General features: G+C 44.5%; 21 protein-coding genes. 12 read left to right on the forward strand and 9 right to left on the reverse strand.

Annotation, left to right across the window (positions count from 1 at the left end; genetic code table 11):
* The first annotated feature begins 6 nt into the window (after positions 1-6).
* The gene (locus ACSJJG_RS16275) at positions 7-1,374 is read left to right on the forward strand and encodes an MFS transporter (protein ID WP_481089905.1); all 1,368 of its coding nucleotides are present in this window, start codon (positions 7-9) and stop codon (positions 1,372-1,374) included.
* Between the two features lie 80 nt (positions 1,375-1,454).
* Here the strand turns inward: ACSJJG_RS16275 and ACSJJG_RS16280 are convergent, their stop codons facing one another.
* Positions 1,455-1,946 carry a YajQ family cyclic di-GMP-binding protein gene (locus ACSJJG_RS16280; RefSeq protein ID WP_481089906.1) on the reverse strand — a complete coding sequence of 164 codons (492 nt, stop codon included), beginning with the start codon at positions 1,944-1,946 and terminating at the stop codon, positions 1,455-1,457.
* A gap of 126 nt (positions 1,947-2,072) precedes the next feature.
* Between ACSJJG_RS16280 and panE the strand changes: the two genes are divergently transcribed.
* Together panE and yajL are read left to right on the forward strand one after the other, a co-directional pair.
* Positions 2,073-3,014 carry a 2-dehydropantoate 2-reductase gene (gene panE, locus ACSJJG_RS16285; protein ID WP_481089907.1) on the forward strand — a complete coding sequence of 314 codons (942 nt, stop codon included), beginning with the start codon at positions 2,073-2,075 and terminating at the stop codon, positions 3,012-3,014.
* A complete protein-coding gene (gene yajL, locus ACSJJG_RS16290) occupies positions 2,947-3,543 on the forward strand; it encodes a protein deglycase YajL (RefSeq protein WP_481089908.1) in 597 nt (198 codons plus the stop codon). The genes panE and yajL overlap by 68 nt, the downstream gene beginning before the upstream one ends.
* 87 nt (positions 3,544-3,630) lie before the next feature.
* On the opposite strand, the gene thiI is transcribed toward yajL, so the two are convergent.
* Positions 3,631-5,079, reverse strand: coding sequence for a tRNA uracil 4-sulfurtransferase ThiI (gene thiI / locus ACSJJG_RS16295; RefSeq protein WP_481089909.1), 1,449 nt, complete (start codon positions 5,077-5,079; stop codon positions 3,631-3,633).
* A 252-nt stretch (positions 5,080-5,331) separates the two neighbouring features.
* On the opposite strand from thiI, the gene xseB reads away from it, so the two are divergent.
* From xseB to pcp, 9 genes are all read left to right on the forward strand, one after another.
* Complete coding sequence (gene xseB / locus ACSJJG_RS16300) at positions 5,332-5,589, forward strand: exodeoxyribonuclease VII small subunit (RefSeq protein WP_273583256.1); 258 nt, start codon at positions 5,332-5,334, stop codon at positions 5,587-5,589.
* Positions 5,590-5,593: 4 nt separating this feature from the next.
* Positions 5,594-6,511, forward strand: a complete 918-nt coding sequence (gene ispA / locus ACSJJG_RS16305; protein ID WP_481089910.1) for a (2E,6E)-farnesyl diphosphate synthase — start codon at positions 5,594-5,596, stop codon at positions 6,509-6,511.
* Between the two features lie 109 nt (positions 6,512-6,620).
* Positions 6,621-8,486, forward strand: a complete 1,866-nt coding sequence (dxs, locus tag ACSJJG_RS16310) for a 1-deoxy-D-xylulose-5-phosphate synthase (RefSeq protein ID WP_481089911.1) — start codon at positions 6,621-6,623, stop codon at positions 8,484-8,486.
* A 479-nt stretch (positions 8,487-8,965) separates the two neighbouring features.
* Entirely contained in the window at positions 8,966-10,138 is a 1,173-nt protein-coding gene (locus ACSJJG_RS16315) for a KamA family radical SAM protein (protein ID WP_282885589.1), read from the forward strand.
* A gap of 53 nt (positions 10,139-10,191) precedes the next feature.
* The gene (locus ACSJJG_RS16320; protein WP_223281627.1) at positions 10,192-12,279 is read left to right on the forward strand and encodes a 2OG-Fe dioxygenase family protein; all 2,088 of its coding nucleotides are present in this window, start codon (positions 10,192-10,194) and stop codon (positions 12,277-12,279) included.
* A 17-nt stretch (positions 12,280-12,296) separates the two neighbouring features.
* Complete coding sequence (locus tag ACSJJG_RS16325) at positions 12,297-13,514, forward strand: MFS transporter (protein ID WP_481089912.1); 1,218 nt, start codon at positions 12,297-12,299, stop codon at positions 13,512-13,514.
* A gap of 437 nt (positions 13,515-13,951) precedes the next feature.
* The gene (locus ACSJJG_RS16330) at positions 13,952-14,680 is read left to right on the forward strand and encodes a DUF969 domain-containing protein (RefSeq protein WP_481089913.1); all 729 of its coding nucleotides are present in this window, start codon (positions 13,952-13,954) and stop codon (positions 14,678-14,680) included.
* Positions 14,677-15,696 (forward strand): DUF979 domain-containing protein, encoded by a 1,020-nt coding sequence (locus tag ACSJJG_RS16335; RefSeq protein ID WP_481090462.1) that lies wholly within the window; start codon positions 14,677-14,679, stop codon positions 15,694-15,696. The genes ACSJJG_RS16330 and ACSJJG_RS16335 overlap by 4 nt, the downstream gene beginning before the upstream one ends.
* A 20-nt stretch (positions 15,697-15,716) precedes the next feature.
* Positions 15,717-16,379: a pyroglutamyl-peptidase I gene (gene pcp / locus ACSJJG_RS16340; RefSeq protein ID WP_481089914.1), complete on the forward strand. Its 663-nt coding sequence runs from the start codon at positions 15,717-15,719 to the stop codon at positions 16,377-16,379.
* Positions 16,380-16,420: 41 nt separating this feature from the next.
* Here the strand turns inward: pcp and pgpA are convergent, their stop codons facing one another.
* The 7 genes from pgpA to secF form a co-directional block, all read right to left on the reverse strand.
* Positions 16,421-16,912: a phosphatidylglycerophosphatase A gene (gene pgpA / locus ACSJJG_RS16345; RefSeq protein ID WP_481089915.1), complete on the reverse strand. Its 492-nt coding sequence runs from the start codon at positions 16,910-16,912 to the stop codon at positions 16,421-16,423.
* Positions 16,905-17,951, reverse strand: a complete 1,047-nt coding sequence (gene thiL / locus ACSJJG_RS16350; protein WP_481089916.1) for a thiamine-phosphate kinase — start codon at positions 17,949-17,951, stop codon at positions 16,905-16,907. The genes pgpA and thiL overlap by 8 nt, the downstream gene beginning before the upstream one ends.
* Before the next feature lie 101 nt (positions 17,952-18,052).
* Positions 18,053-18,469, reverse strand: coding sequence for a transcription antitermination factor NusB (nusB, locus tag ACSJJG_RS16355; RefSeq protein ID WP_047766861.1), 417 nt, complete (start codon positions 18,467-18,469; stop codon positions 18,053-18,055).
* 29 nt (positions 18,470-18,498) lie between these two features.
* The gene (gene ribH / locus ACSJJG_RS16360) at positions 18,499-18,969 is read right to left on the reverse strand and encodes a 6,7-dimethyl-8-ribityllumazine synthase (RefSeq protein ID WP_348987191.1); all 471 of its coding nucleotides are present in this window, start codon (positions 18,967-18,969) and stop codon (positions 18,499-18,501) included.
* A gap of 101 nt (positions 18,970-19,070) precedes the next feature.
* Complete coding sequence (ribD, locus tag ACSJJG_RS16365; protein WP_481089917.1) at positions 19,071-20,177, reverse strand: bifunctional diaminohydroxyphosphoribosylaminopyrimidine deaminase/5-amino-6-(5-phosphoribosylamino)uracil reductase RibD; 1,107 nt, start codon at positions 20,175-20,177, stop codon at positions 19,071-19,073.
* Positions 20,178-20,220: 43 nt separating this feature from the next.
* Positions 20,221-20,670 (reverse strand): transcriptional regulator NrdR, encoded by a 450-nt coding sequence (nrdR, locus tag ACSJJG_RS16370; protein WP_092510219.1) that lies wholly within the window; start codon positions 20,668-20,670, stop codon positions 20,221-20,223.
* A gap of 123 nt (positions 20,671-20,793) precedes the next feature.
* The gene (gene secF / locus ACSJJG_RS16375) at positions 20,794-21,762 is read right to left on the reverse strand and encodes a protein translocase subunit SecF (RefSeq protein ID WP_481089918.1); all 969 of its coding nucleotides are present in this window, start codon (positions 21,760-21,762) and stop codon (positions 20,794-20,796) included.

Raw genomic sequence — 21,762 nt, forward strand, 5'->3', positions numbered from 1 at the left:
GTATCCATGAACGATAATAAAATGACTCCGCTTGAACTTCGGGCAACATGGGGCTTAGGTTCTGTTTTCTCCCTGCGCATGTTAGGCATGTTCATGGTTCTGCCTGTTCTGACAACCTATGGTTTAGCGTTACGTGATGCGACTGAAGCGCCTATTGGAATTGCCATTGGCATCTACGGCTTAACACAGGCAATATTCCAGATCCCATACGGGCTTCTTTCAGACAAAATTGGTAGAAAACCTTTAATCATCGGTGGACTTCTTATCTTTGCATTAGGCAGTGTTATTGCCGCTTTAAGCGACTCTATTTGGGGAATTATTATCGGGCGAGCCTTGCAAGGTACGGGAGCAATCTCTGCTGCTATCATGGCATTACTTTCAGACCTGACTCGTGAGCAGAATCGAACAAAAGCAATGGCATTTATCGGCATTAGCTTTGGCATTACATTCGCTTTTGCAATTGTCGTCGGCCCTATTATCACCCACCAAATCGGTTTAAATGGCCTATTTGGAGCAATTGCAATCCTTGCTGGCTGCGGGATACTTATCACACTGTTTGCTGTACCAAATACAGATAAGCATTTATTAAATCGTGAGTCAGGTATCGCACGCGGCAGCTTCAAACGTGTACTTTTCGATCCCCAACTCATCAAACTCAATTTTGGTATTCTCTGCCTGCATACCTTATTGATGTCGAGCTTTGTTGCCCTTCCCCTTATTATGGAAAAAGTAGGTTTTCCGCCACAACAACACTGGAAAGTCTATTTAATTACTACACTTATCTCTTTTGTCGCCGTTTTACCTTTCATTATTTACGCAGAAACAAAACGTCGCATGAAGCAGGTATTTTTGCTGTGTATCGCTATGCTATTCATCGCTGAAGCTGTTTTATGGTTTCAGGGATCGCATCTTTGGGGGATCTTTGCAGGCATTCAAATTTTCTTCCTTGCATTTAATATCATGGAAGCTATCTTGCCTTCACTCATCAGCAAAGAAGCCCCTGCGGGTTACAAAGGCACGGCCATGGGCGTTTACTCGACCAGTCAATTCCTTGGCGTGGCTTTGGGCGGTTTCCTTGGGGGAATACTTTACGAATGGCAAGGTGCATCACTCGTCTTTATGGGAGGCGTCGCGCTGACCGCACTCTGGTTTATTATCAGCCTGACCTTACAGCAACCCCCCTATGTCAGCAGCATCAGGCTCATTTTGCCAGAACAACTCAACAACCCTGAGGTTTTGGAGAAAAAGATATTGGCGCAAACTGGTGTAAAAGAGATTGTCATCGCACCAGAAGAACACAGTGCGTATATCAAAGTCGATACTAAACTCACCAATCGCAAACAGTTAGAACAACTTGTATTATCCCATCAATAGCTGGGGTATTTATAACAAGTACGGTGTTGCCAAACACCGTACTATGATTAATTATTCACTATTAGTGATAATGACGGAAATTAATCGCGGAAATTAGTAAACTGGAAAGGCTGCCCAAATTCTGCACCACGAACCAATGCCATGACACTTTGCAAATCATCGCGAGCCTTACCTGTTACCCGCACTTGCTCACCCTGAATCTGGACCTGTACCTTCAGCTTACTGTCTTTAATCAGCTTCACAATCTTTTTCGCTAACGGCGTATCAATACCTTGCAATAAGGTCGCTTCTACACTGTACGTTTTACCGCTATGAACCATATTTTCAGGAATATTGATGACAGAACCATCAATTCCGCGTTTAGAAAATTTTTCACGCAAAATATCAACGAGTTGGTTCACCTGAAAATCAGACTCACTGGCAATTTTGATCGATTCATTCTTTTCGTTTAATTCAAAACTCGCGGGGACGTTACGAAAATCCCAACGATTGCTTAACTCACGCTGTGCATTTTCTACTGCATTACGCACTTCTTGTATATCAACTTCAGAAACAATATCAAATGATGGCATTACCCGTCACCTCCAGCTAATCAATAAATCGGCATGATAACCGCTTTCCATTATTGGCAAAAGCTCTATACTCGGGAAACTCAACGAGCTTTTTGCAATTATCCTATTTTCAGATCAGGAAGAAATATGAAAATAACCGTTCTTGGCTGTGGTGCTATAGGCAAACTTTGGCTTGCTGCCTTATCCCTACAGAATCATAGTGTTCAGGGATGGCTAAGGGTTCCACAGCCTGTTATTTCCGTCCAGATCGAAAACTTTAATGGTCAGGCTTTTAATCAACAGTTTCCTGCCAATGACGAGAAACACCTTGCTGAAAGCAAACTACTTCTCGTTTGTTTAAAAGCGTGGCAAGTCTCTGACGCAGTCAATCACCTTGCTGACAAACTGTCTCCCCATTGTCCAATCCTGTTATTGCATAATGGTATGGGAACCCAGGAAGAATTTGCGCCTCTGCCCAACCCCATTTTACTTGGCGTAACGACACATGGAGCCTATCGAAAAAATAACATTGTGCACTATAAGTCACATGGGATGACTCATATTGGCGCCATCACAGCCAATACCACCAAACTTAACGCTCTGGCCGATGTTTTACACTGCGCCTTGCCCGATGTAGCATGGCACAATGAAATACAGGCTATCAGTTGGATGAAACTTGCCGTCAACTGTGTCATTAATCCTCTCACCGTCATCTATAACTGCAAAAATGGTGACTTACAGCATCACCTGGTACAAATACAAGCATTATGTGACGAAATTTATCAGGTTATGAAACATGACAATATTCATACCACCAAACAAACCCTGGTTGATTACGTCATGAACGTGATCGAGCAAACCGCTGAGAATTATTCATCCATGCTGCAAGATATACGGGCACAGCGACATACAGAAATAGACTACATCACCGGTTATTTAATACGTCGGGCCCGTACTCACGGTTTGTCTGTCACCGAAAATACCACTGTTTATCATTATATTAAGCGCAAGGAGGAAGAATATGAGCACCTCAGCCCTTATTTGTCTCGCTCACGGCAGCGAAGAGATCGAAGCTGTTACGACGATTGATTTACTCGTTCGGGCGGGAATTCATGTTACCGTAGCCAGTGCAGAAACCGAGGGTTCTCTCATATTAACCTGCTCACGCGGCGTCAAAATCGTTGCCGATGTCCCTTTGGTTAATGTCGTTAACGAAGATTTTGACGCCATTATTCTGCCGGGAGGCATAAAAGGTGCAGAATGTTTTCGTGACAGCTTACTGGTAGTAGAAAAAATTCGGACCGTACAACGTCAGGGAAAAATCATTGCGGCAATCTGTGCTTCTCCGGCGATCGTATTGGAATATCATCAACTTTTTCCTGTCGGAAATATGACTGGCTATCCGAGTATGCAGGATAAGATTGCGCCAGAAAAATGGATTGATAAACGGGTTTATTTTGACGAGAGGGTTAATTTACTGACCAGCCAAGGGCCTGCCACTGCCTTTGACTTTGCCTTGAAACTGATTGAATTGTTGAAAGGAAAAGAAAAAGCCGCAGAAGTTGCTGCGCAACTCGTTTTACCTCCCGGTATTAATCATTACCAAAACATCCAATAATCGTCTCACCCTATAAAGGGGAAGAAGATACAACATAGGCTGCTTATCGGATCGATTCCGTAAGCAATCTTATGCCTTAAGAGCAAATTAAGGTCGATACACCTTAACATTGCCGAAGCCTTGTTCACGCAGATAAAGTGCCTGTAAACGGCTCATCACACCACGCTCACAATACAGCAGATAAGTTTTTTCTTTCGGCAAATCACCAAACTGGGTGCCCAGTTTATAGAAAGGCAATGACTGAATTTCAATACCTTCTATATTTAACGGACGATTATCCTGTTCATCGGGAGAACGGATATCCAATAACACATCATTAGGGGAAAGTGCAGAGACCATTTCCACTTCCACCACTTGCTCACTGGATTGCTCTGCAATTTGGCGGATATCCAGATTCTGGGCTTCACTCACCACGCGTTCTAAGATGTCAAAGTCAAAATTGTTTTCTTCTGCTTCAATTTTGGCTTTAACGGCTTTCACTGTCGGGCTTTTTGAGATAACCCCACAAAATTCCGGCATGGTACGGGCAAAATCTTCGGTGCCAATCTCACGGGCCAGCTTAATAATGTGCTCTTTATCATGGGAAATCAGGGGACGGAGGATCAACGTATCTGAAACATTGTCAATCAACCTTAAGTTCGTCAAAGTCTGGCTGGATACCTGCCCCAGGGCTTCACCGGTTACAATCGCCTGCACACCGTAGCGTTCTGCAACTCTGGAAGCCGCTCTGACCATCATTCTTTTCAGCACAACCCCCATCTGCCCGTCATCAACTTTTTCCAGAATTTCAGCCACGACAGGTTCAAAATTCACAGCAACGAAACGGACTTTATGCGAGCTGCCAAACCGGTTCCACAAATAATGGGCAACCTGCTTTACGCCAATTTCATGGGCTGCGCCACCAAGATTAAAGAAACAGTAATGCACACGGCAGCCACGACGCATCAACATATAGCTGGAAACACCGGAATCAAATCCACCGGAAATCAATGACAGTACATCTTCCTGCGTACCGATAGGAAACCCGCCAATCCCTTCATGACGGGCTTTAACCAGAATCAGCTTATCCTGATCAATTTCCAGATTCACGGTGACATCAGGCTTGGTCAGTTTCACCTTGGCTGATTCAATATGCTGGTTCAAGCCGCCACCAACATAGCGTTCAACTTCATTGGAAGTAAAACTGTGTTTACCACGGCGCTTTACGCGAACACAAAATGTTTTACCATGCAGCAAATGACCGTAAGTTTCGTAGGTTTGTTCAAAGATATGATGCAGATCACGAAAATCCCGCTCTTCTACTTGCAGGATATGGTGAATACCTGGAATACGTGTCAGTGCGTCACAAATTTCCGCACCGAGGTTATCATCCTTAACCCGAACTTCGATATTATCCCAATGGCGAACCACAGCAATGCCTTCTCCGAAGGCCTTCAACACATTGCGGATATTACTGGCAAGAATTTTAATAAAGCGCAACCGGACGGTCTGGCTCTTAATCGTAATTTCTGGGAATAATTTAATGATAAACTTCATAGTAAGATATAGTAGTCATTCAATGTTGAACTATCATCAACAATAGCAATGATTGTTCTTAAGTGTTCAGTTGGATAGGGCGCAGAGTATAACACCATCTGGCTTATCACCTGTAAAAAATCGACTGCAAAAACCGACTATAAAAAAATAGTGGTAACACATGATTTATTTTTCTTGGTGTAGTAGGGTACTCTGCAATTCTGTAACGAACTTGCTTTGCTAATTCGTTAAATAACCATATGTTAAGTCATTATGTCTAAAGCAAATCAAACATCAGCAACCGAACAAATGCCAACATTCGAGACCTCTCTTAAAGAGCTGGAAGAAATTGTTATTCGGCTGGAATCCGGGGAACTCCCATTAGAAGATGCGTTGAATGAATTTGAACGTGGTATTCAACTTGCAAGACAAGGACAGAAAACGCTTCAACAGGCAGAACAACGAGTGCAAATTTTACTGAACCATGATGCACAATCGCCTCTTGATGAATTTTCGTCCGATGCTGAGTAAATTTATGTCTGAACAATATAATGTTCCTTTTGAAGAAAGACTGCGCACTTGTCAGCAACATATTAATGACAAACTGATGGCAATATTTTCTTCATTGCCCTTTTTAAACAGCCCACTAGGTACAGCAATGCAATATGGTGCAGTACTGGGTGGAAAACGGCTACGGCCATTTTTAGTTTACAGCGTGGGAGAAATGTTTGGCCTCCCTAAAAAGAGTCTGGATGCCGCAGCCATCTCGATAGAGTGCATTCATGCCTATTCATTGATCCATGATGATTTACCCGCCATGGATAACGACGATTTACGTCGTGGGCAACCCACCTGTCATATCAAATTTGGTGAAAGTCAAGCTATTTTAGCTGGTGATGCACTACAATCACTGGCCTTTGAAATTCTGGCAAAACAGGATATGCCCAATGTGGCCCTATCCGATCGCCTTGCGATGATCGCTGAACTGGCAAGTGCCAGTGGCTTTGCCGGCATGTGTGGTGGGCAGTCGCTGGATTTGGCGGCAGAAGGTAAACAGATCGACCTTGCTTCACTAGAACAGATCCACCAACATAAAACCGGTGCATTAATACGTTCAGCCGTCCGATTAGGCGCTTATAGTGCAGGACAACGTGGCCATGAAGTGCTGCCGTTGCTGGAGCAATATGCCCAAGCCATCGGTCTGGCATTTCAGGTACATGACGATATTTTGGATGTCATTGGCAATACTGAAATTATTGGCAAGCGTCAGGGCAACGATCAGCAACTCGGCAAAAATACTTACCCTGCATTATTGGGTTTAGCACAAGCCCAACAAAAAGCCAGAGATCTGTATGAAGAAGCGCGCGCCGCCCTTACAGAACTGGAAAAACGGTCATATGACACCGCAACCTTAAAGAAATTGGCTGGTTTTATCATTGAGAGAAACAGCTAAAGAAACCGGTAAAGCGCCTTACGGGGTGAACCTAGAAATTACACACTGATAATAACAGGGTTCTTACTATTTAACTTTTAACGGATATAGCATTTTACACAGGCATAGTATGAGCATTGATATAGCGAAATATCCAACATTGGCATTGGCTGAGACTCCAGAAGAGCTTCGCCTGCTACCCAAAGAAACCTTGCCAAAGTTATGCGATGAACTGCGTCAATTTTTGCTGAACAGTGTCAGCCGCTCCAGTGGTCACTTTGCTTCCGGCCTTGGCGCTATCGAATTAACCGTCGCACTCCACTATGTTTATAAAACCCCCTTTGACAATTTAGTCTGGGATGTTGGTCACCAAGCCTACCCACACAAAATTTTGACTGGACGCCGTGATCGCATTGATACCATTCGGCAAAAAAATGGCCTTCATCCCTTCCCATGGCGGGAAGAAAGCGAATATGACACCTTGTGCGTCGGTCACTCATCCACCTCAATCAGTGCTGGCTTAGGTATGGCGACTGCTGCCAAACACGAGGGCAAAGGCCGCAAGACGGTATGTGTTATTGGGGATGGCGCCATTACTGCGGGCATGGCTTTCGAAGCGATGAACCATGCTGGCGATATCGATCCCGACATGCTGGTTATTCTCAATGACAATGAAATGTCTATCTCTGAAAACGTGGGAGCATTGAATAACCATCTGGCACAGATTCTGTCAGGCAAACTGTATACCACCCTGCGTGAAGGTGGTAAAAAAGTGTTTTCCAACCTACCTCCTATCAAAGAGTTATTGAAAAAAACGGAAGAACATCTGAAAGGCATGGTGGTTCCCGGAACGCTGTTTGAAGAACTTGGGTTCAACTATATCGGGCCGGTTGATGGTCATGACGTACTGGCGCTAACCCAGACTTTGAAAAACATGCGCGAACTGAAAGGGCCACAATTCCTGCATATCATGACAAAAAAAGGTCGTGGTTATGCCCCAGCGGAAAAAGATCCTATCAGTTGGCATGCCGTCCCAAAATTTGATCCCTCAACGGGTTCTTTGCCCAAAAGCGCAGAGACTCGCCCGACATTTTCCAAGATCTTCGGTGACTGGCTGTGTGAACAAGCCGCTCATGATAAAAAACTGATGGCGATCACCCCAGCCATGCGCGAAGGTTCCGGTATGGTGCGCTTCTCCCGCGAATATCCTGAACAATATTTTGATGTCGCGATTGCCGAGCAGCATTCTGTCACCTTTGCCGCAGGTTTGGCTATTGGCGGCTACAAACCTATCGTCGCCATTTATTCCACCTTCCTGCAACGCGCTTATGATCAGGTGATCCACGACGTCGCCATCCAAAATCTGCCTGTCTTATTTGCCATCGACCGTGGCGGCATTGTCGGTGCAGATGGTCAAACCCATCAAGGGGCTTTTGATCTTTCTTTCCTGCGCTGTATCCCGAATATGGTGATTATGGCTCCCAGCGATGAAAACGAATGCCGCCAGATGCTGCATACCGGATATCATTATCAAGCAGGTCCTGCTGCTGTTCGTTATCCTCGCGGTACAGGGACAGGCGCTGAACTCCAACCGCTGGAAACATTGCCAATCGGCAAGGGCGTAATCCGCCGTCAGGGAGAGCGCATTGCGATCCTTAACTTTGGCACATTATTAACCTATGCGCTGCAAGCGGCTGAAGCCCTGAATGCAACCGTTGTGGATATGCGTTTTATCAAACCGCTGGACAAAGAGCTGGTGCTGGAAATGGCAGCCAGCCACGAGCTGCTGGTGACTTTGGAAGAAAACGCCATCATGGGTGGTGCAGGCAGTGGTGTTAACGAATTGCTGATGCAAGAAAAGTTATCAGTTTCCGTATTGAATCTGGGTTTACCTGATGACTTTATCCCGCAAGGAACACAACAAGAGCTGCATACTGATTTAGGGCTGGATGCGGCGGGTATTCAAAATAATATCGAGAAATATCTGGCTAAATAACCTCTCATAAAGGATGGATGGGTGTTTAAAATAAAAACACGCATCCATTTTACTTCCTATACGAATTAAACTTCAAGTTGCAATTTACAACGTTATATGAAACGTGATTTCTCCCCGCTTCGCGGGAAAAATCACATGTATCTTGAAATTAGATTGGTATATTTCAATTCTTATCTCCCTTAATATTCCCCATTACCAATATATTATTTTTTATCAACTCATCTTTTATAATTTCAGAAAGCGACCATTAATATTTGATATAAATAGTGTTTCAAAATGATATTCTCAGTATTATGAAAACCTATTTATCAATAGCCAAAGATTATTTCCTATATCTCAAATTAAGCATATCAATTTGACTCAATACAAATACTGTGATACCCATGCTATTTAAATGGTTATTTTCTTTGCTTACGATAGCAATAAAAAATAAAAAGTAATAAAAAACATCAAATAAGACTAATAAATATTAAGGAATAATGATGGATAATATCAATACCATATCTAATTCACAACAACGCCTTTATGACTTTAATGAAAACTGGACTGATTGGCGTTGGCAACAAAAAAACGCATTACGTGATGAAAAATCTTTACGTATCGCCTGTGGTGGATGGAGTGAGGAAATAACTCAACGTATTCAGCAAAATTTGCAAGGCCAAAAAATACAAATAACTCCCTATTATCTCCGCCGGATATTAGCCACCAACCAATCAGGCGATATCACGACAAACCCACTTTGGCGACAAGTGGTTCCATTTTGGCGTGAAGAGCAGTCCAATGGCTATGATGGGGAATCTGAAAATTGGGAACTTAATAATGAAATGAAAACTCCCATCTGCCAGCATAAATATGACAATCGGGTGATCTTGCGCATGGTTAATGCCTGTAACTCCTACTGTCAATTTTGCTTTGAAGCTCTAAGAACATTGAAAGTTGATTCAGGTAAATCAAACGCTGGCCGAACTTCCTTCCAACAATCCCTTGAATACATCAAAAATACCCCCTCTGTGGAAGAGGTCATTCTGAGCGGTGGCGATCCCTTGATGCTGACAGATAACAAATTGGATGAATCGCTGTCTGCTATCAGAGAAATCAGAGAAGACCTGTTAATCCGCGTTCATTCCAGGGCTCTGACATTCAATCCCTACCGTATTACCAATGCGTTAATCGAAACACTGAAAAAACACCGTGTTAACGCCTTTGGTGTCCATATCTGTCATCCACTTGAGTTAAGTGAAGAATTTCAGTCTGCCGTGCGCCGCATCCAGAGTGTCGTACCGATTGTTTTTTCCAATATGCCCTTCCTACGCGGCATCAATGACAAAGAAGAAATCCTCCATAAACTGTTTATCGATTTATATCGCATAGGGATTAAACCTTACTATCTCTACCATTTTATGCCTTTCTCTCCCGGCTCCTCAGAATACAAAGCCTCAATCCATGATGCCATTGCTATCATGAGTAAACTCAAGCGTCGAGTTTCCAATATCGCTTTACCGGAATATGTTCTGCCACATATGAAAGGCAAATTCACCGTGCCTTTATTCACTAATCCGGAAGAAATACCTTATTTTGAATCCATAAACGGCAAACGTTATTACCGATTTATCAACTGGCAACAAGAACAATGTGAATGGCTAGATAATTAATTTACTTATTATTTTCAGCGAATGATAAAACCTATTTATTTCAAGGATGCCAAATGAAACCAAATGCGATTTTGTTTGTTGATATCGATGATGCCCAAATTCCGCGCTATAAATATCGTGAAGCCCATTTCACTGCAGCAAAAAAAATGGGAATGAGTTGCCTAACGGCAGCGCTGAAAGGACGCCAGCACACAGAGCGTCTTTATATAGATAGCGATGATGTTTTTTACTTAGAGTCACTGACACAAGATGCCTTACAGGATCTTGTCGCCATTTTGCAACAAACCTATAGATTACGAGGTATTTTGTGTTATGCAGGCCATGCGTCTACTTACGGCCAAGTTGGCTGCATTGTTGCAGAAGTTTGTCGCAATATTGGCTTGCCAAATACGTCTGCTTCTGCGATTGCAACCTGTAACAACAAGTTCTTAATGCGCCAGGCACTACAAAAATATGGCGTCAGATCAATACACCATGCCTTGTGCCATACCGAAGAGGAACTCTATTCACAAGCTAAAATAATTGGTTATCCCTTAATTGCAAAACCTCCATTTGGGGCAGCTTCAGTCTTCATCAAAAAATGCCGTGATTGGTCTGAACTTAAAGCACATTATCACGCATTTACAACCCACTATGACCACTCGATTTATATCGATTTTATGGGAAATAAACAGGAGTGTTTCACTTTAGCGGGTGAGAAACATATCAACATACCGGGCAAAAGCCTGCTATTGGAAGAGTACCTTGATGGCGTGGAAGGCACTGTCGAATGTGTTATCAGCCAGAACAAAATACATCCGGTGCTGATCAATGAAAAATTGATCCTGACAGAAAAAGAAAACACCGTACTGGAAAACTTGCTGATTTGTCCCCCTGTATCATTTTCTCCTGTTGAGCAGGAACAGATTAGGGACTATGCCAGAGCCTGCATACAAGCCGTTGGATTGAACTATGCCATTGCTCATCTTGAATTTCGTATGACCAAAGATGGCCCGATAGTGATTGAAATTAATCCACGCCTTGGTGGACTCTTTGTAAATTCATCCTTCCGTGATATCGCAGGGCTCGATCCATACCAGCTATATCTCTCCATTCTCTTGCAGGGACAAGACATTGATACACAGATAAGCCTCGCCCAACAACGGGCTACAGCGGCTAAACAGCATTATTCGATGTTAGCTATGTACCCAGACAAGAGCGGGCACTTTCGGGGTATTAAAAACATCGAACACATGAAAAACCATCCAAACGTGATCGAGTGTATTTCCCAACCCACTGATTACTATATCAACGCAGAAACTGAAGAACATTACTTGCTCAGGTGCTGGGCAAAAGTAGACGATGCGTCCGATGCCTACTCATTACACCAGGAAATGTTAGAACACGTTTATCCCATTATTAACCCAACACCAAAAAGTAGTCAGGATATGCAAATTGCAAATATATCGGCACGTTTGATGAATGAGCACTATTGCCATATTCCACATTTCAGTGAACTTATTTCCCGTGATTCAGAAGAAATAAAAACCTTTAAAGATTATTGGAATGAATTGGTTTTAGATCAAAATTTTAAAGACTATACCCATAGGGAAAGACGTATCCTGCGCTATTATTACCACCCTGATGAAGAGAATCCACTTCAACTAAATCGGGACAATGAATATCATTCATCCGTTACCTATGACATTGAGTACAAAAAAGGTTCCAATCAACTCAGCTATGTTAAAGAAACCTTTATTACTCATCCCATCATGCAGCATATCCTTGCAACAGATATAGCGATTTTAGGTGACCAATTAACGAAAAAGCATCACTATGCGATTGATATTCACCAATTTCGGGTAAAAGCGCAAGCCGGTAAAGACAGTCCGACAACCTCCGGGATTCATCAGGATGGTCAGCATTGGATTTTTATGCACTTTATCCAAAGCCACAATACAGAGCCGGTGATTTCCGAAGTTCACGCAACCGCCCATGAAGCTCCGCCCTTGCTACACACCGCAATGGAGCATTTTCTTGAAACACTCGCAATAAATGATAAACGACTTTATCATCGGGCAAGCAGTGTTCGACAAGTATCTTCTACAAATGCAGCATTTCGAGATCTATTGCTGGTAACTTTCCGACAATTGCCTAAATAATAAGTGAGCGAATAATCATGCCAAGCCAGGAAAATAGTTTGGGTTTGCGTTGTTCTAGCCTTAATGCCTTATTGATCGTCAGTGCTCGGTTCGTCTCCGATTTTGGTGCATTCCTGAATATGGTGGCCCTCTCCACTTATGTTTATCTGCTCAGTAATAGCGTCATGCACGTCAGTATTTTTCTTGCCTGTCGTGTTGCTGGCGGTATCATTGCCAGCTTGATCGGAACCCCTTTTTTCAGACGATTTACAGGCAGATGGCCGCTGGTTTTTTTTGATCTGGTACGTGTCATTTTACTGTCCCTATTATTGTTGATCCCCGCATCACAGCAGCTACTGATCTTACCGGTGATCGCCTTCGGCATTGGCTTAGGTAATTCAATGTTTGCTATCGGATTAAACAGTCAACTGCCATATTGGGTTCATGCTTCCCAACGTATATCAACTAATTCCTGGCTTACCTCTGTCGCTGCCACAGGAGCCGTATTTGGCAGCCTTGTATCGGGACTTTTGGTCGCAAGTAGTGGTTATGAAATAGTATTTACCGTCAATATCATGACTTATCTGCTGGCGGCGATCCTGATTATGCCCCTTCGTTTTCTCTCCTTGCCAGAGCTGAAAATATCAAGAGAACTGGGTAACGAGTGGCGTGAATTGCGCCACGGGTTGCGCGGTGCGCCCATGCTGGCAGGTATGCTATTTCTCAGTCTGGCAGATACATTGGGTAGCGCTGCCCATAACGTCGGTTTTCCCATCATTTCAAAACTGCTTACCCCCGATAACGCCAGTACCACGATGGGATTACTGCTGGCAACATGGGCGATAGGAAAGTTCGGAGGCGCGCGATTGGCTAGTTACCGGCTGCGTAGCCGCAATCTGTTGAAGATGGAGAAACTATTCTTTATCGGTGTCGCTCTGATGTCGACTGGGTTTATCCTCACTTTCCAACAAAGCAGTGTATTCTGGCTACTGCTATTCGCAATCTGGGCAGGAATAGGTGACGGGATCGCGGAAGTGAGCCTAATATCACGGGCACAAAGTGAACCGGAAAATTTACGTTTGCCAATTTTCAGTTTACTGACTCTGTTACAAATGACGGGCTTTGGGATAGGAATGTTGCTGGTCGCCCCGTTCTATCCACCTCCCATTGTCATTCTAATATTCCACGGCTTGCCACTGACAGTATTAGTACTGGTCTTGTTGTGGGTAAAGCGTTTTACTGCAAACGAAGTGTAATTATTGCAAATTAAATAATCAGTATTTTTTAAAAGCACAATAGTTATATACGCATTAAACTTCAAGTTGCAATTTACAACACGCTATGAAACTTGATGTCTCCCCGCTCCGCGGGGGAGACATCACACGTATCTTGAAGTCAGATTGGTATAGTAACCACGTTAGTGCCGATATTTAATGCCCGTATGGTATCACAGATATCGGTTTTATCCCTTTTGGTTTCCAATCCGTTTAGCAAAACCTTCTCATCCAATAAACGCTTTTTCATCCAAGAAGTGATCTACATTCCACTTTTACAATCCATTGCGAATTTTATTTGCTTATTTGTTAATCGAAGTTTATTTATTGTTCAACAACATGAAAACAATGCATTAACAATAAATACAGTCTAAACCCACAATAAAACAACAATACATTTATTCATGGGGAAATAAAATATGCAGCAAACCATCAACTTTTGGCCCCTCATCGGGATCGCCGTCATCATCATCGGTTTTGTCATCAGATTTAATCCGGTTCTGGTCGTCACCATTGCTGGTCTTGTCACGGGATTGGCTGCTCACATGCCGATAACCGATATTTTGGAGAAACTAGGTTCTGGGTTTGTTAATACCCTAAATTTGACACTGACCATCCTGTTTCCTTTAGTCATCATTGGCCTATTGGAAAGACACGGTTTAAAAGAACGGGCCCAGAAATCCATTGCTCATATCAAAATGGCGACAACCGGGCGTCTATTGATTGTCTATCTGTTTATACGAGAAATCTCTGCCGCATTAGGTTTAACCAGTTTAGGCGGGCATCCGCAAATGGTTCGCCCCCTGTTAGCTCCTATGGCAGAAGGGGCGGCTGAAAATCAATATGGAGAGTTGCCGGATTCAGTTCGTCATCGCATTCGCGCTATGTCCGCAGCAACGGATAATACCGGTCTGTTCTTTGGGGAGGATATTTTTGTCGCCTTCGGGGCAATTATCTTTATGCACAATTTCATGCTGGAATCAGGGGGTATTCACACCGAACCACTGCATATCGCCCTTTGGGGGATCCCTACCGCCATTTGTGCTTTTCTCATCCATTCAGTTCGGTTATATCGCCTTGATTACCGGATTGCCAACGAATTGAATGCCTTGAATCACATCAAACTGCACAGCAAGGAGGAGAAATAATGTTTCAATTACAGTATCTCTACGTGCTGGCTGGAGTGCTCTTGCTGGCTGTCGCTATCATGTCATGGCGGGATATTGCTAACCCTCGCCGTTTAACGACCGGTCTATTCTGGGCACTTTACGGTTTGATCTTCCTGATGGGGAAATGGAGTCATCATATAATAGCTATCTGGATTAGCGATGAAGCCCATGCCCAAAGAATTGCCCATATTAGTATCGGTGTGCTGGTCGTCCTTATGGCGCTATTGGCAGGGTTTGGTGGGGTTCAGCTGGGAAATTATCATCAACGCCCCCCAGAACAACGGCTGGAAGGCGCTGATCGTCTTGGCAATCAACTATTTTTTCCCGTCTTGCTGATCCCCGTTGTCACAATGATTGGCGTATTGATGTTTAACCACATTCCAGGCTTACAACAAGCAGTCTTTGGTGAGGGAAATCATGCAACGCTGGTGACTCTCTTTTCAATTACTCTCGGCTGTCTGATAGGATTAATTATGGCATTACGCATAAGCCGTGATGCCATAACACAGCCAATACAGGAGACCCGCCGCCTGCTGGACTCCATTGGTTGCGTATTCATCCTGCCACAACTTCTGGCTACGCTCGGATTGCTGTTTACGACTGCCGGTGTCGGCACAGTGATTGCCCACCTGACCGAAAGTTATATCGCTGTCGATAGTCGCTTTATCGCCGTGGCAGCTTACGTATTAGGTATGGCTCTGCTGACCATGGTTATGGGTAATGCTTTCGCGGCTTTTCCCATCGTGACTGCCGGTATTGGCATTCCCATTTTGATCTTACAGCACGGTGGCAATCCTGCCGTTATGGCTGCCATTGGTATGTTCTCCGGCTATTGTGGTACGTTGATGACACCCATGGCGGCAAATTTTAATCTCGTCCCTGCTGCCCTGTTAGAGTTGCCTGACCGCAATGCTGTCATCAAGGCACAAATCCCCACAGGATGTGTCTTATTACTTACCAATGTATTCCTGCTCTATTTTCTACTCTTCTTATAAAACAACAATAAGGAACCGTCATGAAAGCTATCGCCACAAAAACCATTCTCGTCACTGCTTTTGAGTCTTTCGCTGGTGAAACCGTCAATCCATCATGGGAAGCTGTCAGACCATTGCAGGGATGTCAAATCGCGGATGCAAATATTGACGTTCGCCAACTGCCTTGTGTTTTCGATACTTCTCTGGAACAGCTTTATGCGGCGATTGAACACATTAAACCAGAAGTAGTAATTTCAGTCGGAGAAGCTGGAAACAGATCAAATATCAGCGTAGAACGTGTCGCAATCAATGTTAACGATGCCCGTATTCCAGATAATGCAGGCCAACAACCCATTGATACCCCTGTCATTGTCGACAGCCCTACAGCTTATTTTTCTACCCTACCCATCAAGGCGATAGTCAATGAATTAAATAATGCAGGAATTCCTGCAACAGTATCCCAAACTGCGGGAACCTTCGTTTGCAATCATGTTATGTACGGTTTGCTGCATTATTTAAACCAACGTACTCCTGCTGTGCGTGGTGGCTTTATCCATGTTCCTTATTTACCTGAGCAGGCAATAAAACATTCTGGTGCGCCAAGTATGCCTGTAGAGATGATGACAACAGCCTTGAAAATCGCTATTGAGTCAACATTGAAGCATGAAAAAGACATGACCATCTCTGGCGGAACAACAAGCTGAAAAACGAAAAATAGCCACCTGAATCCCAGTGGCTATTTAACTTAGAAAGGTAACAGTTGGTAGAAATTCAGTAACCAGATGACTATAACCGCAAAGATTGCCGCGATAATGTCATCCAGCATGATGCCAATACCACCTTTCACATAACGGTCAAACCAGCGAATCGGCCACGGTTTCCACATATCAAAAATACGGAATACCACAAAGCCAACCAAAACCCATTGCCAATTGAGCACAGGGATCGCCATCAGCGTGATCCACATTCCGATGAATTCATCCCAAACGACACAACCGGGATCTTCCACCTTCATGGCATCGGCCGCTTTCTGGCAAATCACACAACCAATGACAGTTCCCAACACAATAACCAACCAAATTCCCCATGTCGGTAGCTGCACCAACAGCAACCAGAAAGGGATCGCCGCCACTGAACCCATGGTGCCGGGTATAATCGGCGATAAACCACTACCGAATCCCGTAGCCAATAAATGCCAAGGATTACTCATTTTTAAGTGGCGTTTTGCGTCATCCATGCGTTCCCTCCGTTTGATCGTTTTCTTCCTTGTGTGCAGCAGGACAAGGTACTATCAGTTTTTTATCCGTTTTAAAGTGGTCAAAGCCGTTCAGATCCAACTCAATTTCTTCGTTATTGTTAAAATAGCGGATGCCTTCTGATTCTGGCCTGATTTGCCCAATACAGCAAAAACTTGCCCCCGAATGGGCCAATGCCATATTTAACGCGCCACGGTTAAGCTCAGGTACAGTAAAGCACAACTCATAATCTTCCCCACCACTCAGCGCCCATTTCAATGCCTGTTCCGCAGGAACATATTGTTGCGTCGCTTCTGAATAAGGCAGCGTATCCAGATTAATACGCGCACCGCATTGGCTAGCTGTCAGAATATGGTTGAGATCAGAAATCAATCCATCGGACAGATCAATTGCGGAAGAAGCAAGATCACGCAGCGCCTGCCCTTGTAAAACACGGGGTTGGGGACGGAGATGGCGCTTAACCAGCCAATTGTAGATCGCAGGATCTTCCACAATCAGACGCTCTTGCAACAAAGCAAGCCCTGCTGCGCTGTCACCCAATGTTCCGGTGACATAAATCCAATCACCGTTCTTTGCCCCCGCACGACGTAACGCCCTGCCAGACGGCACCAATCCATGTACGGTCAGCGTTAAACTCATAGGGCCTTTTGTCGTATCCCCACCAATCAACTGCATACCGTAATAGTTCAATTGTTCAAACAAACTATCACTAAAGTGTTTTAACCAATCCTCATTAACTTCAGGCAACGTTAACGCTAATGATGCCCAAGCAGGATCTGCCCCAACGGCAGCCAGGTCACTGATATTGACAGCCAGTGCCTTATAAGCCAAATCTTCCGGTGAGATATCAGGAAGGAAATGGACATCAGCGACCAACGTATCCGTTGTTACTGCTAATTCTTGCTTATCTGCAACGGTCATCAGTGCACAGTCATCACCAATCCCTAGACTTACATCACGTCGGCGGCTGAGAGGGCGATTGAAGTAACGTGCAATGAGGTCAAATTCACCACATGCCATAATAGAATTCCAAAAAGTGACCAACGATGAGTACATGAGGCCGGAAATCCGGCCTCATGTGTAAAATCATCGAGTTAAAATGGGGAACTCCTGGCAAGCAATCACTTTTTCTTACGTGCTGCCGGGCCAGCTTTATCCAACACCCCATTCACGAATTTATGACTATCTTCAGCACCAAATGTTTTTGCCAGTTCAATGCCTTCATTAATAGCCACTTTGTAGGGAACATCATCACGAAAGCTTAGTTCAAACATCGCAACGCGCAAGATGGCTTTTTCTACCTGACCTAACTCTTCGAGCTGGCGGGAAAGATAAGGCGCCATCAAGGCATCCAATTTTGTAGCATTGACTGCTACCCCGGACAGCAATTCACGAAAATAGGTGACATCAACACCGGTTACATCCTGCTCTGACAAAAACTGCAATTCAACATCAGCAATGCTGTTTTTGGATAATTGCCACGAATAAATTGCCTGAACAGCACACTCACGAGCACGACGACGAGCAGCAGGTTTCACAAAATTCCCCTTAATTAAAACTAAAAAATTCAGCCTTTAATGGCTTTGATTACATTGATCATTTCCAACGCGGTCAAGGCGGCTTCCGCCCCTTTATTGCCCGCTTTAGTCCCGGCGCGTTCAATCGCCTGTTCAATATTTTCTGTTGTCAGAACACCCAATGTAACAGGAATGTTGCTAGACATTGCCACGCTGGACAGGCCTGAACTACATTCGCCGGCAACATATTCGAAATGGGCTGTTCCGCCACGGATAACCGTACCCAAAGCGATAACCGCATCATATTTCTGGGACTCCGCCAGCACCTTGACCGTCAATGGCAGTTCATAAGCACCCGGCACCCATACTACGGTGATATTGTCTGAAGAAACCTGGCCGATGCGTTCCAACGCATCAACGGCCCCTTCCAGCAGGCTGTCATTAATGAAGTTGTTAAAGCGAGCAACTGCAATAGCAATGCGGGCTTCAGGAGCTGCAACAACACCTTTGATTACGTTCATAGCCTTCCTTATACTTTATTCATATCCGCAGGGGCGCGGATCTTATCACATTATTTTTGATTTAGGATTTTTGATTTAGGGCGATCCCAAAATCAAAACACTTAACACGGCCGTAAGCGAAGACGCACATCAGGACCAATCTGTTGAACATCAAACAGAGTAAATCCAGGCGCATCCGATAATTTTTGCAATTCAGGGATATCGAACAATCCACGGGCACAATTTCCCAATACTTTCGGTGCGATATAAAGGATCAATTCATCCACCAACCCTAGCGATAATAAAGCCCCGGCCAAAGCAGGGCCGCATTCTGCCCACACAGAATTTATCTGACGCTTTCCAAGTTGCATCATCAGCAACACTAAATCAACACCGACACCATGTTCTGGCAATAAAATCTGTTCGGTATTATCAGGCCATTTTTGCTGATCTTGCTTAGTACGTGCTAACCAACATTCCCCTGGTTGCCGGACAACTTGGTGCTGTGGCGTCACTCGATTTTGGCTATCCATAATGATACGGATGGGTTGGCGGAGCAATGCTTGCGGATAAACCGCTTGTGTTTCCGCATCCAGTTCATTCCAACGGACAGTCAGGGAAGGATCATCCGCCAATACCGTTGCGCTGGAACTCAAAATGGCGCTGCACTGCGCCCGTAATTTCTGCACATCCTGACGGGCTTCCGGTGAGGTAATCCACTTACTTTCCCCCGATGCCAGCGCAGTTCGGCCATCCAATGATGCGCCCAGTTTCAATTGCAGGTACGGGAACCCTGTACGCATACGTTTAAGAAAACCCTTATTCAAGGATTCCGCCTGTTCCATCATCAAACCATGTTCAACGGTAATTCCGGCCTGCTGCAATTTATACAAACCACGCCCGGCAACTTGAGGATTGGGATCTTGCATCGCTACCACAACACGGCTTAAGCCTGCGGTAATTAAAGCATCAGCACAAGGGGGAGTTTTACCGTGATGGCTGCATGGTTCAAGGGTAACGTAAGCTGTAGCGCCTTTAGCTTTTTCACCAGCCATACGCAAGGCATGGACTTCTGCGTGAGACTCGCCTGCCCGTGCATGAAAACCTTCCCCGATTATCTGCCCATCTTTAACGATAACGCAACCTACATTCGGATTTGGGGATGTTGTAAAACGTCCCTGATACGCCAGCTCCAGCGCTCTGGACATATATATTTCATCAAGTGTCATAGCGTTTAATCCGTGTTATGGTTTTTAGTAAGAGTTACAACGTTTAATCTTGTAGTCTGGCAATCTCTTCACCGAATTCGCGAATATCTTCAAAGCTGCGATAAACAGAAGCAAAACGGATATAGGCCACTTTATCCAGTTTTTTCAGCGCATCCATGACAAAGTTTCCGATCATTTTGGACGGAATTTCACGCTCTCCTGTTGCCCGTACCTGTGACTTAATGTGACTAATTGCGGTTTCCACATCATCAGAGCTGACAGGGCGCTTTTCCAGTGCTTTCTGCATTCCACGACGCAATTTTTCTTCGTCGAAAGGCTCTCGAATGTCATCACTTTTAATCACTCGCGGCATCACCAGTTCCGCAACTTCAAATGTAGTGAAACGTTCATGACATTCCAGGCACTGACGGCGACGGCGCACTTGTGAGCCATCCCCTACCAGACGGGAATCAATAACTTTAGTATCAACGGCTGCGCAAAATGGGCAATGCATATCGTTTCCTGACAGAGTTAAGCGAAGGGATAACAGTGTACCTTGAAGTGATGACGAAAAACACCCTGTCAGTAAGTACTCACAGGGTGTTTAAGCAATACCAGTGCTCGATCATGCAAATAATTAAGGAAGAATAGAGGGCTGATCTGCCCCTTCTTTCTCAACTTTTTGCTGGATCAAATGCTCACGCTTCATACCCAATTTCAAAGCCAGTGCAGAAGCAACATAGATAGAAGAGATTGTACCGATAGAAACACCGATTAACATGACAAGTGAGAAACCTTTCAGCATTTCACCACCGAAAATGTACAGCATCAATACAACCAACAAGGTGGTTGCAGAAGTCATGATGGTACGGCTCAAGGTCTGAGTCAGGGAAATGTTGGTGATTTCATACGACGTACCACGGCGTATCTTACGGAAGTTCTCACGAATACGATCTGACACCACGATACTATCGTTCAATGAATAGCCGATAACGGACATCAACGATGCAACAATAGTCAGGTCAATTTCGATGTGGAACAACGACAGAATACCCAATGTAATAATCACGTCATGCGCCAGTGCAATAACTGCCCCCAATGCCAGACGCCACTCAAAGCGGAAACCGACATAAATCAGGATACAGATCAGTGCAATCAATAACGCCATCGCTCCGGTTTGTGCCAGTTCGTTCCCGACACTTGGGCCAACGAATTCGACACGTTTAACCTTGGCATCTTTATCAATATCCTGGTTAATCACCGAGATAATCTTATTGCCAAGCTCTTGCCCTGCATTACCTTCCACAGGTGGCATACGAACCATCACATCACGGCTGCTGCCAAAATTTTGCAAAAGTGGATCAGCGAAACCATTCTGGCTCAGGCTCTCACGCATCTTGTCCAGATCCGCTGGTTGACTCAGCTTCACCTCAATGACCGTACCACCGGTAAAATCAAGCCCCCAGTTAAACCCACGAGTCCCCATCATAATGATGGAAGTGATCAACAGCAGGAACGAAATCCCAAAGGCAACGTTGTCCCAGCGCATAAAGTCGATAACTTTACGCCCATAGTTTAATTGTTCAACACTATAATCCTGTGCCAC

Source organism: Xenorhabdus sp. SGI 60 (assembly GCF_056632175.1).

What these genes read in the sequence shown, in the direction of transcription:
- panE (WP_481089907.1), top strand. Translation starts at nt 2,073, where the DNA reads ATGAAAATAACCGTTCTTGGCTGTGGTGCTATAGGCAAACTTTGGCTT.
- xseB (WP_273583256.1), top strand. Translation starts at nt 5,332, where the DNA reads ATGTCTAAAGCAAATCAAACATCAGCAACCGAACAAATGCCAACATTC.
- thiI (WP_481089909.1), bottom strand. Translation starts at nt 5,079, where the DNA reads ATGAAGTTTATCATTAAATTATTCCCAGAAATTACGATTAAGAGCCAG.
- ribH (WP_348987191.1), bottom strand. Translation starts at nt 18,969, where the DNA reads ATGAACGTAATCAAAGGTGTTGTTGCAGCTCCTGAAGCCCGCATTGCT.
- ribD (WP_481089917.1), bottom strand. Translation starts at nt 20,177, where the DNA reads ATGACACTTGATGAAATATATATGTCCAGAGCGCTGGAGCTGGCGTAT.
- dxs (WP_481089911.1), top strand. Translation starts at nt 6,621, where the DNA reads ATGAGCATTGATATAGCGAAATATCCAACATTGGCATTGGCTGAGACT.
- ACSJJG_RS16280 (WP_481089906.1), bottom strand. Translation starts at nt 1,946, where the DNA reads ATGCCATCATTTGATATTGTTTCTGAAGTTGATATACAAGAAGTGCGT.
- ACSJJG_RS16315 (WP_282885589.1), top strand. Translation starts at nt 8,966, where the DNA reads ATGATGGATAATATCAATACCATATCTAATTCACAACAACGCCTTTAT.
- ACSJJG_RS16275 (WP_481089905.1), top strand. Translation starts at nt 7, where the DNA reads ATGAACGATAATAAAATGACTCCGCTTGAACTTCGGGCAACATGGGGC.
- pgpA (WP_481089915.1), bottom strand. Translation starts at nt 16,912, where the DNA reads ATGGATGACGCAAAACGCCACTTAAAAATGAGTAATCCTTGGCATTTA.
- ispA (WP_481089910.1), top strand. Translation starts at nt 5,594, where the DNA reads ATGTCTGAACAATATAATGTTCCTTTTGAAGAAAGACTGCGCACTTGT.
- yajL (WP_481089908.1), top strand. Translation starts at nt 2,947, where the DNA reads ATGAGCACCTCAGCCCTTATTTGTCTCGCTCACGGCAGCGAAGAGATC.
- thiL (WP_481089916.1), bottom strand. Translation starts at nt 17,951, where the DNA reads ATGGCATGTGGTGAATTTGACCTCATTGCACGTTACTTCAATCGCCCT.
- nrdR (WP_092510219.1), bottom strand. Translation starts at nt 20,670, where the DNA reads ATGCATTGCCCATTTTGCGCAGCCGTTGATACTAAAGTTATTGATTCC.
- ACSJJG_RS16325 (WP_481089912.1), top strand. Translation starts at nt 12,297, where the DNA reads ATGCCAAGCCAGGAAAATAGTTTGGGTTTGCGTTGTTCTAGCCTTAAT.
- ACSJJG_RS16320 (WP_223281627.1), top strand. Translation starts at nt 10,192, where the DNA reads ATGAAACCAAATGCGATTTTGTTTGTTGATATCGATGATGCCCAAATT.
- pcp (WP_481089914.1), top strand. Translation starts at nt 15,717, where the DNA reads ATGAAAGCTATCGCCACAAAAACCATTCTCGTCACTGCTTTTGAGTCT.
- ACSJJG_RS16330 (WP_481089913.1), top strand. Translation starts at nt 13,952, where the DNA reads ATGCAGCAAACCATCAACTTTTGGCCCCTCATCGGGATCGCCGTCATC.